The sequence below is a fragment of the Polaribacter staleyi genome, assembly GCF_038024045.1.
GTDB classification, from domain to species: domain Bacteria; phylum Bacteroidota; class Bacteroidia; order Flavobacteriales; family Flavobacteriaceae; genus Polaribacter; species Polaribacter butkevichii.
On sequence record NZ_CP150665.1, the window covers coordinates 1,801,406 to 1,820,889 of the forward strand.

The window sequence follows — 19,484 nt, forward strand, 5'->3', positions numbered from 1 at the left end:
AGGCTTTTTAAGAGGAATCATAGTTTTTATTTATTGATAAAATAATTGTTTAATAACAGCGAACTTCATACATTCTAATATTTTCTTTTCCGTGTGTACTTTTCAGTTGTAAACGAATAGCTGTAGCTTTTACTTCATCAAAATTTATTTTGACCAACCTTGTAATATTATAGTCTTTTTTACCAACTTCTTTCCAGCTTCCTTGTACACGTGCTTCCACCGTAAATTCTTTCACCAATTCTGGAGGAATGCCCATAACCTGACCTTCATTTTTTGCAGGGTTTTTATGGAAATTAATTTTACGTTGTAAATTGGTATCAAACTTCATTTCTACACTTGTAAAATTTTGTGGCTTGTTCCACTCTAACTGTACTTCTGCATTTAATCCGTCTGATTGCCAATGATGAATTTTATCAACCTCATCTCTACCAACTCCATCGGTTAAGTTTTTTACATCACCAGAACTTGTGGAAGAAGCAAAAATTAAACTCGCATTTTTTGCTTTGTCTTTACTATCTACAGCAGGTCTATGAGGAAAATAAGAATCGTCTCTTAACAATTGCTCTTGCAAATCATTTATATTATTTTGATACAATTCTCTTGGCGATATTCCTTTTTCTGCACACATTGCAGCTGCTGTTCCGGCTGCTTGCCCCATCATTGCACAAGTACCAATAATTCTTGTTGATGAAAGCGCAATATGCGTAACACTCACATTTCTACCAGCAAATAATAAATTTTCTATATTTTTAGAATACAAACTTCTAAATGGAATTTGATATACATCTTTAAATCTTGAATGAAAATAACTTGCTGGCTCCTTAAGGTTTTCAATTCCGCCAGGGCAATGTTCGTCTAAAGACCAACCACCAAAGGCAATGGCATCATCAAAATGACGCAAGCCTAACATATCGGGTTCACATAAAATATAATCTCCCACAAACCTTCTAGATTCTCTTCTACCAGGAATAGAACCTACCCAATCTAAAACCATATTGTCTGCTTCAGGAAAATCTCCAGAATTTTTTATATGATCCCAAACGCCATAAAAATGAGCCATTAATCGATGACGAATTTCATCTCTTTCTCCAATAATATCTACCTCACTACTTAATTCTACCCACCAAAAACCTTCTTTAACTTGTTTTACTTTTCTGTGTTTGTCTTTAAATGCCGTTTCCGCATCAAAAGGAATTGCATATTCTGGTGCGTAAAAAGGCACTGGCCTTCCCATGTCTTTGGTAATCATCATAAAACAATCTCCCATTACCCAACCGTCTGGTTTATCTGGTGCAAATTGCTCATTAAATTCTGCTTTGCCTTCACGTCCTTGTCTAAATTCTGCTCCTGCACTTGCAGCTACAAATCCATCTCCAGAACAATCACAAAAAGTAGGTGCATTTATGGTAAAATCTGTTTCGGTTGTTAATTGACGACACACCACAGATTTAATCTTGTTGCCATCCATATTTACATCCAACGCAGTTGTATTTAATAGCAGTGTTAGATTTTTTTCTCGTACTACATAATTATATAAAACATGATCCCAAACAGGATAAGATTCTTGCGGATTGTAATGCCAGTTTTCAATTAAAAGTTCTTCTACAATACCGGTTTCTCTTTCTATCTTATGCTTATTTAACAAACTTTGAGTTCCATTTACAGTAACTCTCATTTCACTAGAAGCATTACCACCTAAAACGGGTCTGTCTTGTACTAAAACTACTTTAGCGCCATTTCGGGCCGCGGAAACTGCGGCAGAAATACCAGACATTCCTCCACCAATAACAGCAACATCTACATCTAATGTTTTTCTACGTATAGGATTGGTTTTTAAACGTTCTCTTAATATTTCTTCTTCCTTAAACAATATATTATTATTAGAAGTTTGTGCAGAAATATCTCCCATAATAGGAAACAAACTTGCTGCTAAAACTCCTGTTGTTCCTTTTTTAAAAAAGTCTCTTCTTTTCATTTGATGTCCTTTTATACTTTGGTTCTACCAATAATAATAGAAAACGGAAGGTTGCTTGTTTTTGTGGATAATTATTGTGTATCTCTAAGTCATTATCAGTAATTTCTCTATAACTTATAACCAAAACCACCTCAGAATAACTGCGATTTTTTTTATAGGAAACATTACTTTATGAAGCCATCAGAGAAGTTTTACACCTCCAATCCATGAAGTACAAAAAAACAGCACCTAAATAGAATGCTGTTTTATATATGTTTTAAAAATTGACAATCAATCAATTCTTATTTTTTCATTTTCTTACTTAAAAGTAACGCAAAAAAAGGTAAAACGGATTAAGAATTAAAAAGGCAATACCGAATTTGGTGGCAAAGGAACGTTGTTTTCCTTTCTCCAAGAAACCAATTCTTTTAATAGGTTTTGTGTTGTTTTTAATTCGATATTAGACAAATCTTTTGATTCTTTAGGATCCTCCTTTAAATTGTACAATTCTAGTTTTCCATCTGCCAAAAACTGAATTAACTTATAATCTCCTTTTCTAATTACAGAACACGTTCCGTTTTTATATCTACTTGCTAAATGCCAAAACAAAGGTCTTTCTGTTAGTTTTTTATCATCTTTTTGAAATAAATTTGTCATTGAATTTCCATCTAAAGTTCCTTTAAAATCATGCACATTCGCTAAATTCATTAAGGTTGGAAAAACATCTAATCCACTTACAGCAACATCACTTCTTCTTGGCGCAACTTTATTTGGCCAATTGATAAACATAGGCACTCTAATTCCTCCTTCATAAATAGATCCTTTAGAACCACGCATTAAATCATTGGCACTTGCCATACTATGAAATCCATTGTCTGACGTGAAAATAATAACCGTATTTTCTCTAAGATGATTCGCATCTAAGTAATCTACAATTCGTTTTATATTATCATCTACAGATGCTACCATAGTGGCATAACTGGCAAAATATTCGTGTTTCTTTTTCTTATCGTGCAAACCCTGACCAGTAATAGTATCTCCTGCTTTTTCAAAATATTTTTGATACAATTCTTTACTTCTATATTTTATTGGTCTGTGAACAGCGTAAAAGTTTAGGTTGATTAAAAAAGGCTCTTCTTTATGTTCATCAATAAAGGCAATAGCATCATCTGTTAAACGATCTGTTAACCAATTATCTGTATCTTTTTTTGTTATAAACGGATTGCTAAAAGGAGCCCAATAACCACCAGCTTCACTTTTATAACCTCCTTTTTCATAAGCAGGATCTCCTCTAAAACTACCTCCAACATTTTTTATAAAACCTCTTCCTTCAGGATAATATTGTTGTACTTCTGGTGTTTTATGATTGGCTACCCAACTATAATCTCCTGCATCTGGCTGTGATAATCTTTCTTTTAAAGGATATGTTTTAGCCAATTCTTTCTGCGGATAAGGGCCAACAATATGCCATTTCCCTAAATGAATAGACTTGTAGCCTGCTTCTGCTAAAGGTTCTGCATAAATAGGATGCTCTTTACCAACAGTCCATCTAGAAAAAATATTTTCTTGAGCGTCTCCTTTTTCTAAAACTGGTACTGTATACACACCGGTTCTAAAAGATTGTTTTCCTGTAAAAATAGCGGTTCTAGATGGAGAACATGTTGGATACATATACGCATTATCTAACACCAAACTCTCTTTTGCCAACGCATCTATATTGGGAGTTTCAAAATAGGTTGAACCATTAAAACCAACATCTGCGTAGCCCATATCATCTACTAATATAAATACGATATTGGGTTTTTTATTTTCTTTAGAAACCTCTTTTTTAGAAACACTACAAGACGTAAAAAAAGTTACGATTATTATTAAAACACTAAAATTTGTAAGCTGTTTTTTCATGCTAAAAGGGTGTTGAAAATCTTTTATTTTAAGATCCTTTTTAATTCTTTTCTAAATTTATTTAAAATTTCTTTATTTGATGCATTACTAGCAATATTTGTCCACTCATTAGCATCAATTCTATGGTCGTACAATTCTTCAAAACCATCAGAATAAACAGTATATCTATGCGTTTTACTTCGTAAAGAATGAATTCCCTTTGCCTTAGATGTTAAAACATATTCTTTAATTTCATGATTGGGATTTTTTACCAAATCATAAATACTTTTTCCTTCTAACACCTTGTTATCTGGCAAGTTTGCCATTTCAACTAAAGTTGGATACACGTCTAATAAAGAAACCAAAGAGGTACTTACTTTTCCGGTACCATCTGTTGGATCAAAAATTAACAAAGGCGTTTTTGCAGAACGTTCCCACAAAACATTTTTAGACCAATGTTCTTTTTCTCCTAAATGCCAACCATGATCTCCCATTAAAACAATAATGGTGTTGTTAGCGTATTTACTTTCTTTTAACCCGTTTAATAAATGACCAACACAAGCATCTGCAAAAGAAATATTTGCCATATAAGCTCTTACTGCTTCTTTCCATTTACCATGGTCTAAAATAGATTTATGAACTCCTTTTTTAGCCATATTTTGTCCCATTTTACCCACATCATCCAAATCATTTTTTAAGGTTCCTGGTAGTTTAATATCATCTAAATTATACAGATCAAAAAACTCTTTTGGAGCATACCAAGGTAAGTGAGGTCTAAAAATACCACAAGCCAAAAAGAAAGGTTTATCATGCTTTTCTTGTAAAAATTTAGCAGCATAATCTGCCGATTCAAAATCATTATTTTCTTCTAAAGAAACATCTACAGGAAACCAATCAAAAGATCTTAAGAAAGAACCTTTTACTCCGTATTTTTTAAGATTTAAACCATGAGTTTGTAGGTCTTTTTTATCCGGATAAGTCCCCCCTAAACCACCTTTTCTTTCTTGTTGAAAAGATCCTGGATCACTACCTTCTTTTGGTTCTTTTCCTTTTCCTCTAGGACTGTGAAATATTTTTCCTGCTGCTGCCGTTTTGTAGCCATTTTGCTCGAAATACTGAGGAATTGTAACGGTGTTTTCGAAACCTTTTAAATTTCTAAAAACTTCCGAATTACCATAAACTCCAGTTGTAGAAGGTCTATAACCAGACATGATACTTGTTCTAGAAGGGTTGCACAAAGGTGCAGAACAATACGCATTTTTAAAAATGGTACTCTTACTGGCTAATGCATCTATATTAGGCGTTTTGGTTTGAGGATTTCTACCAAATGCACCTACCCAATCATTTAAATCATCTACCATAATGAATAATACATTCGGTTTCGATTTCTTATTTTGACTAAAAGTTGAAAATGTAAATAGTAATAAAGCTATTATACAAACATTTTTGATGCGGTGAGATTTCATATTTGCGTTATTTAATTTTTAACGAAGAAACCTCAAAATATCAAAATGATTGTATTTATACGTTTATAAAATGTATTTAATAGTAGAAAAATATAATTTTAAACGCAAAAAAAATCGTGTTTACAACATTTTTGTAAACACGATTCTCTTGTAAACTTGCATTCTTAAAAGGTTGTTTCCTTTTATTTTTTAAACTGATCGTATTCTGGATTTACTTTTGCATCACGAAATCTTGGTCTGTCTTTCCACATATCATACGTTGCTTTTAATTGTGCAGCAGCTTCCGGAAATTGCCCTTTATCACCTGTTTCTTTAATCCAATTTTCTAAAACAGTTCTATGTTCTTTTAAGACCTCAGCAAAATCTGCATTCAACGCTAAATTATTCATCTGATCTGGATCTTTCTTTAAATCATACAACTCTTCTGTAGGACGAACTCCAAACCAAAATTCATCTTGATAAGGTGTTAATGCTCCTTTTTCGTGCAATGCTCTTAAGTCTTTTACAATCTTTTTATTGTCTCTGTAACCTGCTTGTAACATTGGTCTATCAGGAAAATAGTTACGGATATATCTGTAATCTTCAGAAACAACCGATCTAATTCTATCAATGGTATAATCACATCTGTCTCTTGCACCAATTACATATTCTTTTTCTTTATAATTCTTCGCAAACAAATCTTGTCCTACTAAATAAGATGGCATTTTTGCTTTACCCAAAGCCAATGTAGTTGCAGAAACATCTAATAAAGAAACCAAATCGTTTCTTACAGTTCCTGCTTTTAAGGCTGGGTTATTTCCTTTGATAATTAAAGGAACTAACAAACCACCTTCATAACAAAACTGTTTGTGTCTTAAAGACGAATTACTTCCGTGATCTGAAAAGAAAAATATAATGGTATTTTCAAATTCACCATCTGCTTTTAATTGTTTTATTATTTTTTCTAACGTTACGTCAGATCCTCTATTGGCATTATAATGTTGTGTCCACGCTTCTCTTTGCGATTTTATATCTGGAAAATAAGTAGGCATTGGCACGCTATAGGTATCTAATTTTTCGCCTTCTCTAACATATTGGTAATCTTTTTTACCACCCATAATTTCTACTTGTCCGAACCAAGGCTGGTTTTTATCCTTTCTGGCATTCCAAACATAATTTGTAACGGTTTTGTAATCAATCGCAAAATTTCCCTGCCAACCATTCATTCCTGCCTTGTAATCTTCTTTTGTTCCTGTATCATACAAAGCCCTTCTATCGTAATCAAAATTATAATCATCTTTACCACTATTAAAAGTAAAGTATCCTGCTGCTTTCATCAATTCCGGAATTGTTTCCATATTTTCTGGCAATTTAATTTTTAAATCTTCTGGTACAATTTCGCCATCTGTAAATCTATTTGATCTATGATTATGCGTACCTGTTGTAGTTTGATACACGCCAGTTATAAATGCAGATCTACTTGCAGAACACACTGGAGCAGTTGCATAAGCACGTTTAAATAAAACACCTTCTGCCGCCAATTTATCAATAACAGGCGTGTGACCTTTGTTAATAGAATCTCCATAAATGCCCATAAATGGGGATAAATCTTCTGCTACCACCCATAAAATATTGGGTTTTTTAATTGGTTGTTCTTTTTGACTGCAAGCAGTAAAAGTTGTGGTTAATATTAGAATGCATAAAATTCTAAGTATGAAATAAGAATATTGTCTTTTCATTTTGTTATTTGTTTGATAGTTTTATTAATTCTTTAGCAAAGGCAGTTCCCAGTCTTAATTGACCTTCGGCATTGTAATGCACATTATCTGGATTTTTAGGAAAATCTGACCAACTTGTATCTGTACTCGTTTTTATCAAAACCACATTAGGTATTTCTAAGGCAGCTTTTTCCATTTGTACTCTCACGGTTTTTGCTCCGTTTTTAACACCATATCTAGAGTTTATTTGTCCGAATACAAAAGGCATATTCTTCTCATGAAAAGTAGTTCTGTATTTCTGAATTAACTTTTCTAAAGTCTCTTTGTAAGTTGTGGCCGCTTTTTCTAAAACCGCATCATTTTCTCCTTGCATCCAAGTCATGCCAATAATTTTATACGACTTTCCCTTTTCTTTTAAAATCTTTAAATTTTCATTGATCAAATTAATGTGTTGTTGCACCAAATTCCAGCTTTGCTTTTTCTCTCCTTTTTCAATTTCTTTCGCTTTTTCAAGAGTCCAATTGGGGTTCCATGCACCATACAAAGCAGTTCCGCCTTTTGCATGTTTTATCAACAAAAATTCTTTCTTCGGATATTTCTCTGCCAAGGTTAATCCTACTAATAATTCAGGACCAAATCGTTTTGTAAAAGCATACTTTTTACTCGGCTTATTTTTATAATATGACAAAGGAGATTGTGCAGTATTAGATTGACTCACAAAAACCCGATCAGCAACTTTGTCTATTCTTTTTTTGATTGCATCATCCAAATCGTCATAATTTCCTGCGCCTGCCATGTTAGATTGTCCTGCTAAGAAAACAACTTGTACTTCGTTATTTTCTTGAGAAATAGCAGCACAAGAAAACAATAAAAACAACATTATGATTGGAAAAAATTTACCTTTTTTCATTTACTTATTTTTTAGAAGTTACCTCAACAAAATAAACTTCATGTGGTTTTAAAGTTGGTGTTGATGAAACTGGTATTCCTTTTATTAAATCTTTACAAATAATGTTGGTACTTCCTTTTAAAGAAATTTTAAGTGAAGCATCCGATTTACCAACATTTACAACTGATAAAACATTGTTTCCTTTTTCATTTTTCACCACTTTCCAAATACAACCTTTTGTACCGATGGCATTTGTTTCTTCTAAAACAACATCAGAAAGTAGATTTTTTTCATTTAAAATTGAGAATGCTTTCTCTTTAATTTCAGCAACAGAATTCAATTGAATTATGGTTCCTTTACCTTCAGTTAAACCAGGAAGTTCTTTGCCATATTCGTTTTTTAGCAAACTTTTATCATCAACGATTACGGTTCCTCCATTGTTTAAATAGGTTTGTAGCACTTTTAATTCATCATTTGTAACAAAAGGAGTTTTAAAAACTGCCACCACATCCCAATTTTTAGCATCTTGTTTTTTGATGATATTTTCAGTGACAAACCCTAAAGAAACACCTTCAAAATTTAAACCTTCATACAAATGATAAAGATCATCCATGTGCTCTTTTTTATTAATTGCCGATGTTTTAGAATAGAACAACCGTATGGGTTTGCGTTGTCTTTGAATAGACATAATTTCTTCTGAATTCGAATTCAAATCAATTAACGTCATGGCAACTTCATTGGTTACTCTTGGTTGTTGATTGTTAGAACCTGCATATCCTTTATCATTAAGCGCTTTTTTAGAAATAGAGCCATCCGCTGCTCTTGGCCAATACCAAATCTGACTTGCGGTCATACCATAAGAATGTGCCAACCAAAATGTAGCTCTTGCATAACTTGGATCTAAATATAAATTACGAGATCTTACGGTTGATAAATAATGTAATTCTGAATTAAAATTAATTTTATTAGGACTTACAGATTTCATAAAATCAAATCCCATACACAACTCTCTCCATTCAAAAGCATATTTCTTTTGCCATTCGTGAGGTTTTCCCCAAGTATATGTGTGGTCTGCACCAGAATCATTCCCTACAATTCCACTTAAATCTGTTAAAGCCTCTAAATCGATACCATGCACTCTTTTATTATCGGTCCAAAGATTGGGCATTATTTTTAAATGCACTTTTGCATTTGCATCGTGCTTTGTAATTTCTTTTTTTAAGAATGCATACCACTCAGTAACTCTATCCATATTAAAAGCAGCCCAATCATACCAAATTGGCGATCCTTTTAAACTAATATCAATAGGAATATCAATTTTTACGTCATTAAAATCTTTAAAATCTGAATTCCAAACGCTGTTTAAATTGGCAATATTTTTGTGTTTTTTTGATAACCAATCTTTAAATTTATCAATAGTAAAATGAGAAACGCCACCAGAAGCCCAAGGTAATTTTTTCTTTTTAGCATCTGTATATGTAAAAAAATGAGGTTCGTTACATAGCATATATCCTAACTTACTAAAGTTTTTACCCGCCATTTTAGGAACCACTCCTTCTAACAATTTTTCTTGAAGATATCTTGCTCCAGGATTGTCTATATCGTACCCCGTATACGTATCTTCTCTCATAGAAAAATGAGGTCCAAATTTTTCTTTAGACCATTTTGGCACGCCTTTATGATTCATAAAAATAAAGCCAAAAGAACCGGTTGACTTCCCCTCTAATTCTTCCATTTTTTTAGGGTTTATCGTTCCGTTTTCTTTTACTACATACGTTGGCGTTAAAAAGAATCCATCTTGATTTCCATGAAATTCATTGAGCTCTTTTGTTTCTGGTTTCCATGTGTAATCTGCTAAAAAAACAGGACGATTATTATAGGTTAGTTGATCTTTATCTACAGAAACCTTTGCCCAATCTACTTGTACACTTTCTTTTCTAAAGGTTTCACCATCAATTAAAGAAGTTATTTCTGCAATCGATTTGTCTAACATTACATTGATATCTTTTCTTTCAAAAGAAGCCAAATTTGCTGCCATTTTAGGTGCTTCTTCTTTAAAAGAAGGAACTTTCTTAAATAATTTTGTGTTTACAGCAATATTTTTCTCATCCCAATTGGCAAACTTTAAAAAAACTTCTGCAGTTCTAATCGTGGTTTTTTCTTTTAAAACATCGATATTTTTTTTACTTGCTTTCTTTATTAATTTTTCTAAGGTTTTAATTTTAGAGTTTGCTTCTTTTTCTAAATCTTGCGCATTGATAACAATAGCAACTAGCAAAAAAACACCTAATACACTTTTTTTGAATACAGATTTAATTGTATGTTTTACTTTATTTAAAATCATAATTACGTTTTAAAATTTCTACTAATTACCAGTTGTCTGTTCTAAAAGAAGATGCTGGTAATTTGGCGGTATTAAATAATGCCCCATCTACCCAAGCGTCCCAACCGTAACGAACTGCTACAGGCTTTAAAACCTTATCACTCCAAACTTCTAATTTTCCTTTTGTAATTTTGGCTTCTGCTTGGTAAAATATTTTGTCTTCTCCTGCCACTTTAAAACCATCCATTTTTTTACCAAAATTAAAAACTCCTAATGGCGCATAATCAAATGTTAAGGTTACTTTATTAGCTTTAACATTCATCTCTTTATAAACTGGACCGGAATATTGAATATCTTTAAATCCATAGTTTTTAGCCAAAGCCCACAACGCCAAACGTTCACCCACTTTTTGCTTTTCGGCAGGATGTATACATTCTTTCTCTCCGATATCTAATGTAACGGCCATCCCTGTATTAGGAACCGAAAGCATGGTTTTTAATTGCGCTTCACGCAAATATGCTTGGTTTTCTCCTCCCCAACTTAACGGTGCTATTTGAACAAAGTAAAAAGGAAAGTCTCCTTGATTCCATGCTGTTCTCCAACTTTTTATCATGGATGAAAACAATTGGTGGTAATTTTGATAATAATTTTTATTTGCTTCGCCTTGATACCAAATAACACCTTTAAACGTAAATGGTTTTAATGGATGAATCATTCCGTTATACAATACCGAAGGATTTTTTTGAGGCGTTTTTGTCTTTTTATTCCACCCTTTAAAATCTTTAAATTCCGTTTGTATAATTTCACTTGGTGTCCAAGCTTCTGCAGGAGTTCCGCCCCAACTACTATTAATAAGTCCAACAGGTACTCCTAATTTTTCTTGAAGCATTTTTCCATAAAAATAAGCAGTGGCACTAAAATCTTTAACAGAATTAGGTGCTGCAAGTTTCCAATTTCCTTCACAGGAATTTAAAGGAGTTTTTGAATTATTTTTTTTTACTTTAAAAAATCGTAATTGAGAATTTTCACTATTTAAAATAGCTAAATTACTTTTGTTAATGGGTTGCCCTTTATTGCCACTTACTGGCATTTCCATATTAGATTGACCAGAACACAACCAAACCTCTCCTATCAAAATATCAGAAAGAATTATTTCATTTTCCCCTTTAATACTTAATGTATAAGGTCCGCCCGCTTTCGTTTCATCTAAAAAAACCTTCCAATTGTTATTCTCTACTTTTGCTTTGTAGGTTTTCCCTTTAAAGGTAACAATTACTTGTTTTTCTTTACCAGCTTTTCCAAAAACAGCAATGGGTTTATTGCGCTGCAACACCATGTGATCTTGAAACAATGCATTAGGAGTAACTTGCCCCGCTACAAACTGAGAAACCAAAAAGACGACTAAAATGCAAGCAGTCTTCATTTTATTTTTTAATAGTTTATACATGTTAAAAACCCGTATTATTTTTAAATTTTAAATCCTTTTGAGAAGTTTCATCCGCTTTTAATATATTTTTATTGCTTCCTGAATAAGTATTATTAGTAATTTCTACATTCTTACAAAACATCAAATCGAACATATTAGCATCCGGAAATTGTGGTTTAAAAGTGGTAGTTTGCTTTATTTTATTTCCTTTAATGATTAAGCCATCTACTCTATCTGCCCAAACAATTCTATTCCCAAAAGTTTCTATGGTATTGTTCTCGAAAGTGATATTTCTATCATAGGTTATTGTGCTATCAAAAGTCTTTCCTAATCTTGGAGATACTTTTAAAATTGCATGTTCAGAACCACCATAAGCACAATCTACAAACCTGTTATTTCTAATAATCACCTCTTCTACATTACCAGATTCAAACCAATAAAAAGTTTCTCCTCGCAACATAATTGAAGACATCATAGAAGACAAATCATTATCTTCTATAATAATTTTTTTAGGTGTTTTAATAATGATGTTTCTTGCTCTATGATCTCTAATTACATTTTTACGCATGGTAAATGTAGGATTCCATGTTTTGTTTTCTAAAATATCTCCTATTTTTAAATCCGCAGGAATTTCATTCTTAAAGGTAATATCAGAAAAATAATCATTAAGAACTCTTACAGAAGTTACGGTATTTGTTTCTGCTCTTTGTGGGTTTGGTTGCTTTATAAACCAAATTTCATCGTTTACACCAGCAAACTCAAATCCCATTTGTTGGTCGTGTTTTAAAGCGATTCTAATGGTTTTGTTATCTAAAATCTTATCTACTTCCACATAAGTCCCATGTACATTTGTACCATCATCATACATCCCTTCTAAACGGCAACCTTCAATTAAAATATCTCCTTTACAGTTTGCAAAATGTGTAGCATCTGCCACAATAGACATTACTCTATCTGAACCTTCTCTAATATAGATTCCCGAATTTAAAATTTGAATATCTTCTGATCTTTCAAACAAAAAACCCATTCCTAATGCATGGTGAATTGTAACATTATTAAACTCAATGTTTTTAGAATTTCTAGTTAAAAATGCAGGTGCGTATCTGTTGTTTAATTTATCTCCTTTCGATTGTAAAACAGCGCCTACTCTTGGATACTTTTTTAAATTTTTATCATAAAAACGTAAAACTCCATTTGGTCTTTTTTCTACAAAATTAGATTGTAAACTACTATCCCAAGCACCATAATCTACTGCTTTGGTTTCTTTATTATGAGGCAAAGAACTTCCCAAAGAAGTAAAGTTAAAATGATTTATTCCTGGAAATTCTATTCTACCTTTTCTTAACTTCCATGAATATCCTTTTGTATAAGGTTTCAACTCATACCATTGTTCTTTTTTATTAATTGCAACAACATCTCCTTGAAAAGAAAAAGGAATGTCCCAGTCTAAGGTTACATTTTTTACATCCACCTTATTCAAACCATCAAAAACAAATGGTAAAGTCTGACCTCTAAAAATAAATTCAGAATTATTACCTTCTATTTCTACAGAATTAAATCCTTCAAAATTGAAAATTATTTTTTTAAATCCATTTCCATGATTTGTAATGTACAAGAATTTACCAATTGCATAATCTGTTTTAAAAAAGTAATTTCCTTTTTCAAACACCAATTTTATGTCTTTGGTTTTTGCACCTTCAATAGCTTCTCTTACTACCAAAGTCATATCTCCTTCGGCATGTTTTATATTGATAATTTCTGTTGCATTACAACCAATGGTAAGTATAAAAACTAAAACGGTAATGCTTTTTAATAGGGTATTTTTCATGTACTTTATTTTATAAATTAACTCCTGTTCCTTGTAATGAAGCATCGTGTCCCCACATAATCATCCAAGGATCTGATGTTTCTTTTTGAAATTTTTTCATTTTTGTTTTCATCGATTCTAATACCGAAGTATACTCTTTATTTGTTGCCAAATTGTTTAATTCATTTGGGTCTTTTTCTAAATCATACAACTCAAACTCTGCTCTAAAAAGATAGTCTTGTACTTTTCTTGGACCAAAATTTTCTATGTCATTTCTGTAAATACTTTGCCAAGTAGAAGATGCCCATAAATCGGATGCGAATGGATATTCTAAACGCCAAGCAACATTCCAAATTAATTTGTAATTTTTATTTCTTACCACTCTCATTGGGTAATACATGGTAATTTCATGAAATGTATGAGACGCATATACCTCATCCCAACCTTTCGAAGTTGTTTTTTCTAAAATAGTATTGAATGATTTTCCGTGAAACTGTTCTTTCTTATAATCAATTTTTGCCATATCTAAAATAGTTGGCGTTAAATCTACCCAAGAAATCATAGCTGTATTTATGGTTCCTTTTATATCTTTTAAAGGATCTTTTATAATACATGGCAATTTTATACCTGGCTCATATACGGTAGTTTTTGCTCCCGGAAAAGCCATTCCGTTATCAGAAATATAAATAACAATGGTATTGTCTGCTTTCCCTGTATCTTTAAGCATTTTCATTAATTTCCCAAAACCTTGGTCTATTCTAGAAATACTTTGGTAATACTGTGCAATTTCTTCTCTTGTCTGTTTTGTGTCTGGTAAAAAAGAAGGCACTAAAACATCTTCCGGATTGTAAGTAATTGTTTCTACACCTTTATACCCTGCTGGTTTGTTCCCAAAATTGTTAGGCGTGTCCCATTGTTCTGGCTCAAAAGGTTGCCCTCTATGAGGATCATCTGTACAGAAATACAAAAAGAAAGGTTTACCAGACTTTAAAACATCGGCACATTGTTCTGCCATTTCTACCGTATTTCTTGGATCTGCTTCTAACACTTGGTTAAAGTGATATACTTTTTCTGGAGCCACATGATATTTACCAATTCTAGCCGTTTCATACCCAGCCTTTTCCATAATTACAGGTAAAGACGTTTCTGTGTCATAGGTACTAAAATGATGATAATCATGCACGTGACCATAAGAACCTGTTGCATGACCAAATTTCCCTGAAAGAATTACAGATCTACTCGCAGCGCAACTTGCACTGGTGCAATATGCGTTTGTAAACTTTACTCCTTCAGAAGCTAATTGATCTAAATTTGGTGTTTTTATAACGGGATTTCCATAAGCACCAATTGCATCTATACCATGATCGTCTGCAACAAATAAAATAATGTTAGGCTGATTGCTTTTTTTAACTTGAGCAACTTCTTTTTGCTTCTCTGAACAACCTACAAAGGTTATTGAAACAACTACAAATAGTATTTTTAAAAAGTTTGATTTCATGTACACTCTTTTTATTGAATTATTAATTTTCTTGTAAAAGAAGCTATATCAGCATTAATTTTCACAAAATATACTCCAGGTTTTAAAATTCTAACATCAACATTTCTAGAAGAATCATTACCATTAATTGTTTTAACCCATTGCCCAGAAATATTATAAATTGTTGCTTTTTTAAAGTTATTGATATTCTTTAAATTGATAAAACCAGTACTCGGATTGGGAACTATTTTTACTGCGTTTTCACCTGTTTTATTATCATCAACAGACAATGCAGCGCAATTAATCGTTAAATATTCCGCAGGAATAATATCTTCTTGATACTCAAATCCAGTACCCACAACAGGTTCTTCTACAACCACCGTTTTTACACCATTTGTGCAGGTATAATTAGTATCTGCCAACACAGGTGCAATTGCAGCACCTACATAAACTTCTGTTTCATCCTCAGAAATATAACTAGCCAACGTAGTAGGAGGTGTTATTTCTTGTGGATATAAATGAAAATGTTTTGCTTTTATTTCTGCATTCTCTCCATAAGTTGCCGTTACATTTTTAACCCTAACAAACTCGAAAGTCCCTTTTGTTAAACCAATGGTTTGATCGTATTTATTAGATATAAAGCCGCCTTCTACTCTTACTGCAAAACCAGCACTTATACTATGAATACCTTCTGCATCAACGGTTCCGTTATGCAAAGCATGCGGAGAAATCATTAATGCCGAATTACCATTTGTACATGAAATATTTCTTGCTACTATTTTATCAATTCCGCCTACTCTTTTTACTCCCGATGGTAAATTGGTTCCTTGTAAGTCATTTAATCCTGTAAACCCTGTTTCTAAACGCAAGGTTGCGCCGCCTGTTCCTGATAAATCTTTAAACAATATGTTTTCTGCAGATTGGGTTTGCACTACTCCATAACCATAATGTGCATTCTGAATATCAATATCTTTTACAATGCCGTTTTCTGGAAAAGTATATTCTTCATTATAAAAATCGCCACCAAAAGTTACTGCTGAAAATTTTGTAAAACTATCAAGTACATTAAAATTAGCAACCACAAAGTTGGAAACTTTACCACAACTTACAACGGCTATATTTGGGTTGTTGTTATGCGTTAAATCTACCGTAAATCTATTTCCTGTTGAACTTTTAATACTCACATTTTTGATAGGACTTGTATTATCTCCTAAATTAAAAATAGCAGAATTCTTTAATTTTCCATTACTCGGAATTTCATAAAAAGGCCTGATCACCACATTGGGATGCACCTCAATATGAACATTTGATTTTAGGTTGATGTCACCAAAAGAATAATCACCTGCAGGTATGGTTAAAATTCCACCTCCGTTGGATGAAATATCATTGATGGCATCTTCTAGTTTGGAGCTATCATCTGTAGTAAAATCATTATCGACATTATAATCTGAAACTAAATTTTTATTAAAATTTGCATTTGCAACCGACGTATAAAAGTTAGCTTCGTTATCTATCTGAGCATAAAAACACTGAAAATTAATAACAAAAAATAGTATAAAAAAAGGTGTTTTTATCATCATTTAAAAAATTAAAGCTCCCGTCTTTTTAAGTACAAGATTATAGATGTAAAGTTCATTAAGATTACTCTTTACTTTGTTTTTACGGATACATAAATTGTATCTATCAATAATTTCTTGCTACAATGCTTGCTCTAGCTCAATATCTATAAACCTAAAAGCACCTACAGGAATGTTTATTTCTAGTGAGGAGTTTTGTACTTTAAACTCTTCTTTACTTAAAATATCTGTTATCTTTTTTATGTTGATGTTGTTAAAATGAACAATTGCAGTACGCTCTTCCGGATTGATATATCCGCTATCTAATATGGTTAATCGTAAATGTTTTGGTGAAGTTTGCGCAACTACCCAAGCAACATCTCCAGCAACAGTTATTGGTAATTTTTTAGAACTAGCTTTAAGATCTTTTTCTATAACCTTATAATATTCATCTGCTTTAAAAGTTTGTTTTCCATCTGCAGAATAGTAATTACGACCATCTGTAATGTACTCTTTCATGATGTTTTTATACAACGGATGTAGGTTGTTCACTAAGGTACCTCTTGGTGCATTTTTATCTGCAAAAACTCCGTTTTGTGGCGGCGTAATCATCACCAATCCGTTTTCATAAGGCGCTAAGAAATTTAATCTTCTTTCTTTAACCCCTGCAGCATATCTAGAAAAATCCCATTCTGTAACCGGTGCCGCTGGCCAAGAACCATTTAATCTACTCATTACAAACGGATTATTCTTCTCAAATTCTTCATCATAAAAAACATTCCATTTTACGTTAGAACCATCATCTAAAAAATGATGATCTGGTGCTTTCATACTTAGATGAACCGGAGAAAAACTTAAAATTTCATTTCTTTTTGGTACATACAATGCTCCTTTTGCTATCAACTCCCAATAAATGCTTAAATAATCTTGGTCTACTGCAAAATTATTGATGAATTGCGCGCCATTTGACGTATGAAAAATCAACATTCTTAAAAAATGATTTGGCAATCTTTGGTATCCTAATTGCCTAGCTCTATCAAAAGTAGTGTTATCTGGCACAGCGCGTGTTCCCCAAGAATTTACAGCGCCACTTGCCCACATACCCGTTCTACCCGCCAAACTTAGCTCCATAGATTTGTCTGTAGTTTCCTCCATAGAAGGCACAAAAACATCTGCAAATTCACCAGACATTAATCTTGCCCAAGGTTTCTGGTAATTACTTCCTAACCAAGAAACATGTTTAGATCTTAAAAAAATAGTAGTGTTTTTATCTTTTGCATATTCTGCCAAAGGATATACCAAATCGTTTACCAAAAACGATAAATTCTCTGAATGATCTTCCATTTCTGGATAAATTAAAACCTTCTTTTTACCTTTTGATTTGTCTATAACCGCTTTTGTAGTGCTTAACTGAAACATATAAGGATCGTTACCATGACCTGCCCAATATGCAACTCCCGGATTGTCTTCATAGCCTTTAGTAATTAAATCGATAGACTCTTTTTGTGTTAAGGTATATTTTTTTCTTCTGTCTTTTGCATTTTTATATTTCTGATTGTTCATTTGAGATCTGTCCCACTTTTCTACGTTTCTTAAATGCATAGAATTCAAAAATATTGGCGAATCATAAGAATTTGAAATCTTGTTTTTTAAATTCAATAAATTATTAGGCACCTTTTCGGTCATAAAATAAACCGTTTGCGATTTATTTTCGAAATTTGGTTTTGTATAATTTTTTAAATGGTCTCTAATCGATTTTGTGTTCTTTAAAATAGAAGCTATTTTTCCTTCTGGTTCTAAATTTTCAAATTCTTTTTTCCAACCTTTATCATTGGTATCTATAATATGAATTTGGCTACCTCCACTTTGTGCACTCGCTAAAATTATTTTGCCTGTTTCAGGAACTTTCCACAAATCATTATAGGCATATTTACCTTCTAATCTTTCTACATCTTTTTCTAACGAATTCGGTTTGTACAAATGTATTTGGCTTCCCACTTTTGTAAAATAAGTAGTTTCACCGTTTTGTTTTATGATTTCAGACTGCGCAATATCATAGCCAAATTTTACTTTGTTAATTTTATTAAAAGTAAATTCATCCTTTAAAATACTATAGGTAGACACTAATAAATCGCTAGCATGTGCAGAAGCACCTAAAACAATTTCCTTATTTCCATCGTTATTAATATCTACAACTCTAAAATCGCCAATGGGTCTAATTCTTAATTTCCCTTTTACATTTTTACCCGCTTTTATAGGGGTTTTCTTAAAAGGAAGTTCTTCAAAAGCATTAAAAAAGTATAATGTCCCCACCACATTCATGTGATTATTGGTTCCTAAAACAACCAGTGTTTCAGTATTGTCTTTATTTTGAATGGTTCTTATAAAGTTGGCAGCACTTTCACTTTTATTTGGAACTCTTGTTCCTGTTGTACTTTTTCTTACTTTTTCTATAGAATATGTTGCCGATTTAATTTCTTTTAGAAATTTTCCTTTTGCATCTAAATAGTACATACTTTTATCCAATCCGCCAGCAACCACAAACATCTTATGGTCTTTTTTAATTGCAGTAACTGCATACATTGGCGCACTGTTCTTTTTAAACTGCCACAACAGTTTTCCTTTAGAATCTAAACAATAAATTGTACCATTTGCATTGGCAACTAGTATTTCATCTGCACCATCATTATCTAAATCTCTTACCCAAATATCATGATTCATAAAACCCGATAAGGCATTTTTCCAAAGTATTTTTCCTGTATCAGAAACGCCTAACAAAGTACCTTCATAACTACTGGCTACAATATAAGTTCCTTCTTTATTGACTGCAGATCTTACTTTTAAAATGGTAAAACCAGTTTCTATACTTACAATTGCCTTACTTTTTTTAAGTGCAGGAAGTGTATTAGAAACGCAATTAAAACTAATTAACAACGTAGTAGCAATTAGTACATACTTTTTTAAACTCTGATTCATTTATAATGGATTTTAAACTTTTTATAAAATAA

At 32.2% G+C, this 19,484-nt stretch carries 11 protein-coding genes; all 11 read right to left on the bottom strand.

What is annotated here, in order from left to right:
- Positions 1-49: 49 nt before the first annotated feature.
- Entirely contained in the window at positions 50-1,975 is a 1,926-nt protein-coding gene (locus tag WHD07_RS07800; RefSeq protein WP_343330719.1) for an FAD-dependent oxidoreductase, read from the bottom strand.
- A gap of 339 nt (positions 1,976-2,314) precedes the next feature.
- Positions 2,315-3,856, bottom strand: a complete 1,542-nt coding sequence (locus tag WHD07_RS07805) for a sulfatase (protein ID WP_343330720.1) — start codon at positions 3,854-3,856, stop codon at positions 2,315-2,317.
- A 23-nt stretch (positions 3,857-3,879) separates the two neighbouring features.
- Entirely contained in the window at positions 3,880-5,301 is a 1,422-nt protein-coding gene (locus WHD07_RS07810; RefSeq protein WP_343330721.1) for a sulfatase, read from the bottom strand.
- 182 nt (positions 5,302-5,483) lie between these two features.
- The gene (locus tag WHD07_RS07815; RefSeq protein WP_343330722.1) at positions 5,484-7,019 is read right to left on the bottom strand and encodes a sulfatase; all 1,536 of its coding nucleotides are present in this window, start codon (positions 7,017-7,019) and stop codon (positions 5,484-5,486) included.
- Between the two features lie 4 nt (positions 7,020-7,023).
- On the bottom strand, positions 7,024-7,908 hold the full coding sequence (locus WHD07_RS07820; protein ID WP_343330723.1) for a sialate O-acetylesterase: 885 nt from the start codon (positions 7,906-7,908) through the stop codon (positions 7,024-7,026).
- Positions 7,909-7,912: 4 nt separating this feature from the next.
- Positions 7,913-10,231: an alpha-amylase family protein gene (locus WHD07_RS07825; protein WP_343330724.1), complete on the bottom strand. Its 2,319-nt coding sequence runs from the start codon at positions 10,229-10,231 to the stop codon at positions 7,913-7,915.
- 25 nt (positions 10,232-10,256) lie between these two features.
- Positions 10,257-11,633: a sialate O-acetylesterase gene (locus WHD07_RS07830; protein ID WP_343330725.1), complete on the bottom strand. Its 1,377-nt coding sequence runs from the start codon at positions 11,631-11,633 to the stop codon at positions 10,257-10,259.
- A gap of 25 nt (positions 11,634-11,658) precedes the next feature.
- Positions 11,659-13,464, bottom strand: a complete 1,806-nt coding sequence (locus WHD07_RS07835) for an alpha-1,3-galactosidase-related protein (protein ID WP_343330726.1) — start codon at positions 13,462-13,464, stop codon at positions 11,659-11,661.
- A gap of 10 nt (positions 13,465-13,474) precedes the next feature.
- Entirely contained in the window at positions 13,475-14,941 is a 1,467-nt protein-coding gene (locus tag WHD07_RS07840; RefSeq protein ID WP_343330727.1) for a sulfatase, read from the bottom strand.
- Positions 14,942-14,952: 11 nt separating this feature from the next.
- Positions 14,953-16,500 carry a T9SS type A sorting domain-containing protein gene (locus WHD07_RS07845; protein WP_343330728.1) on the bottom strand — a complete coding sequence of 516 codons (1,548 nt, stop codon included), beginning with the start codon at positions 16,498-16,500 and terminating at the stop codon, positions 14,953-14,955.
- Between the two features lie 117 nt (positions 16,501-16,617).
- Positions 16,618-19,452, bottom strand: coding sequence for a PQQ-binding-like beta-propeller repeat protein (locus WHD07_RS07850; protein ID WP_343330729.1), 2,835 nt, complete (start codon positions 19,450-19,452; stop codon positions 16,618-16,620).
- Positions 19,453-19,484: the final 32 nt, after the last annotated feature.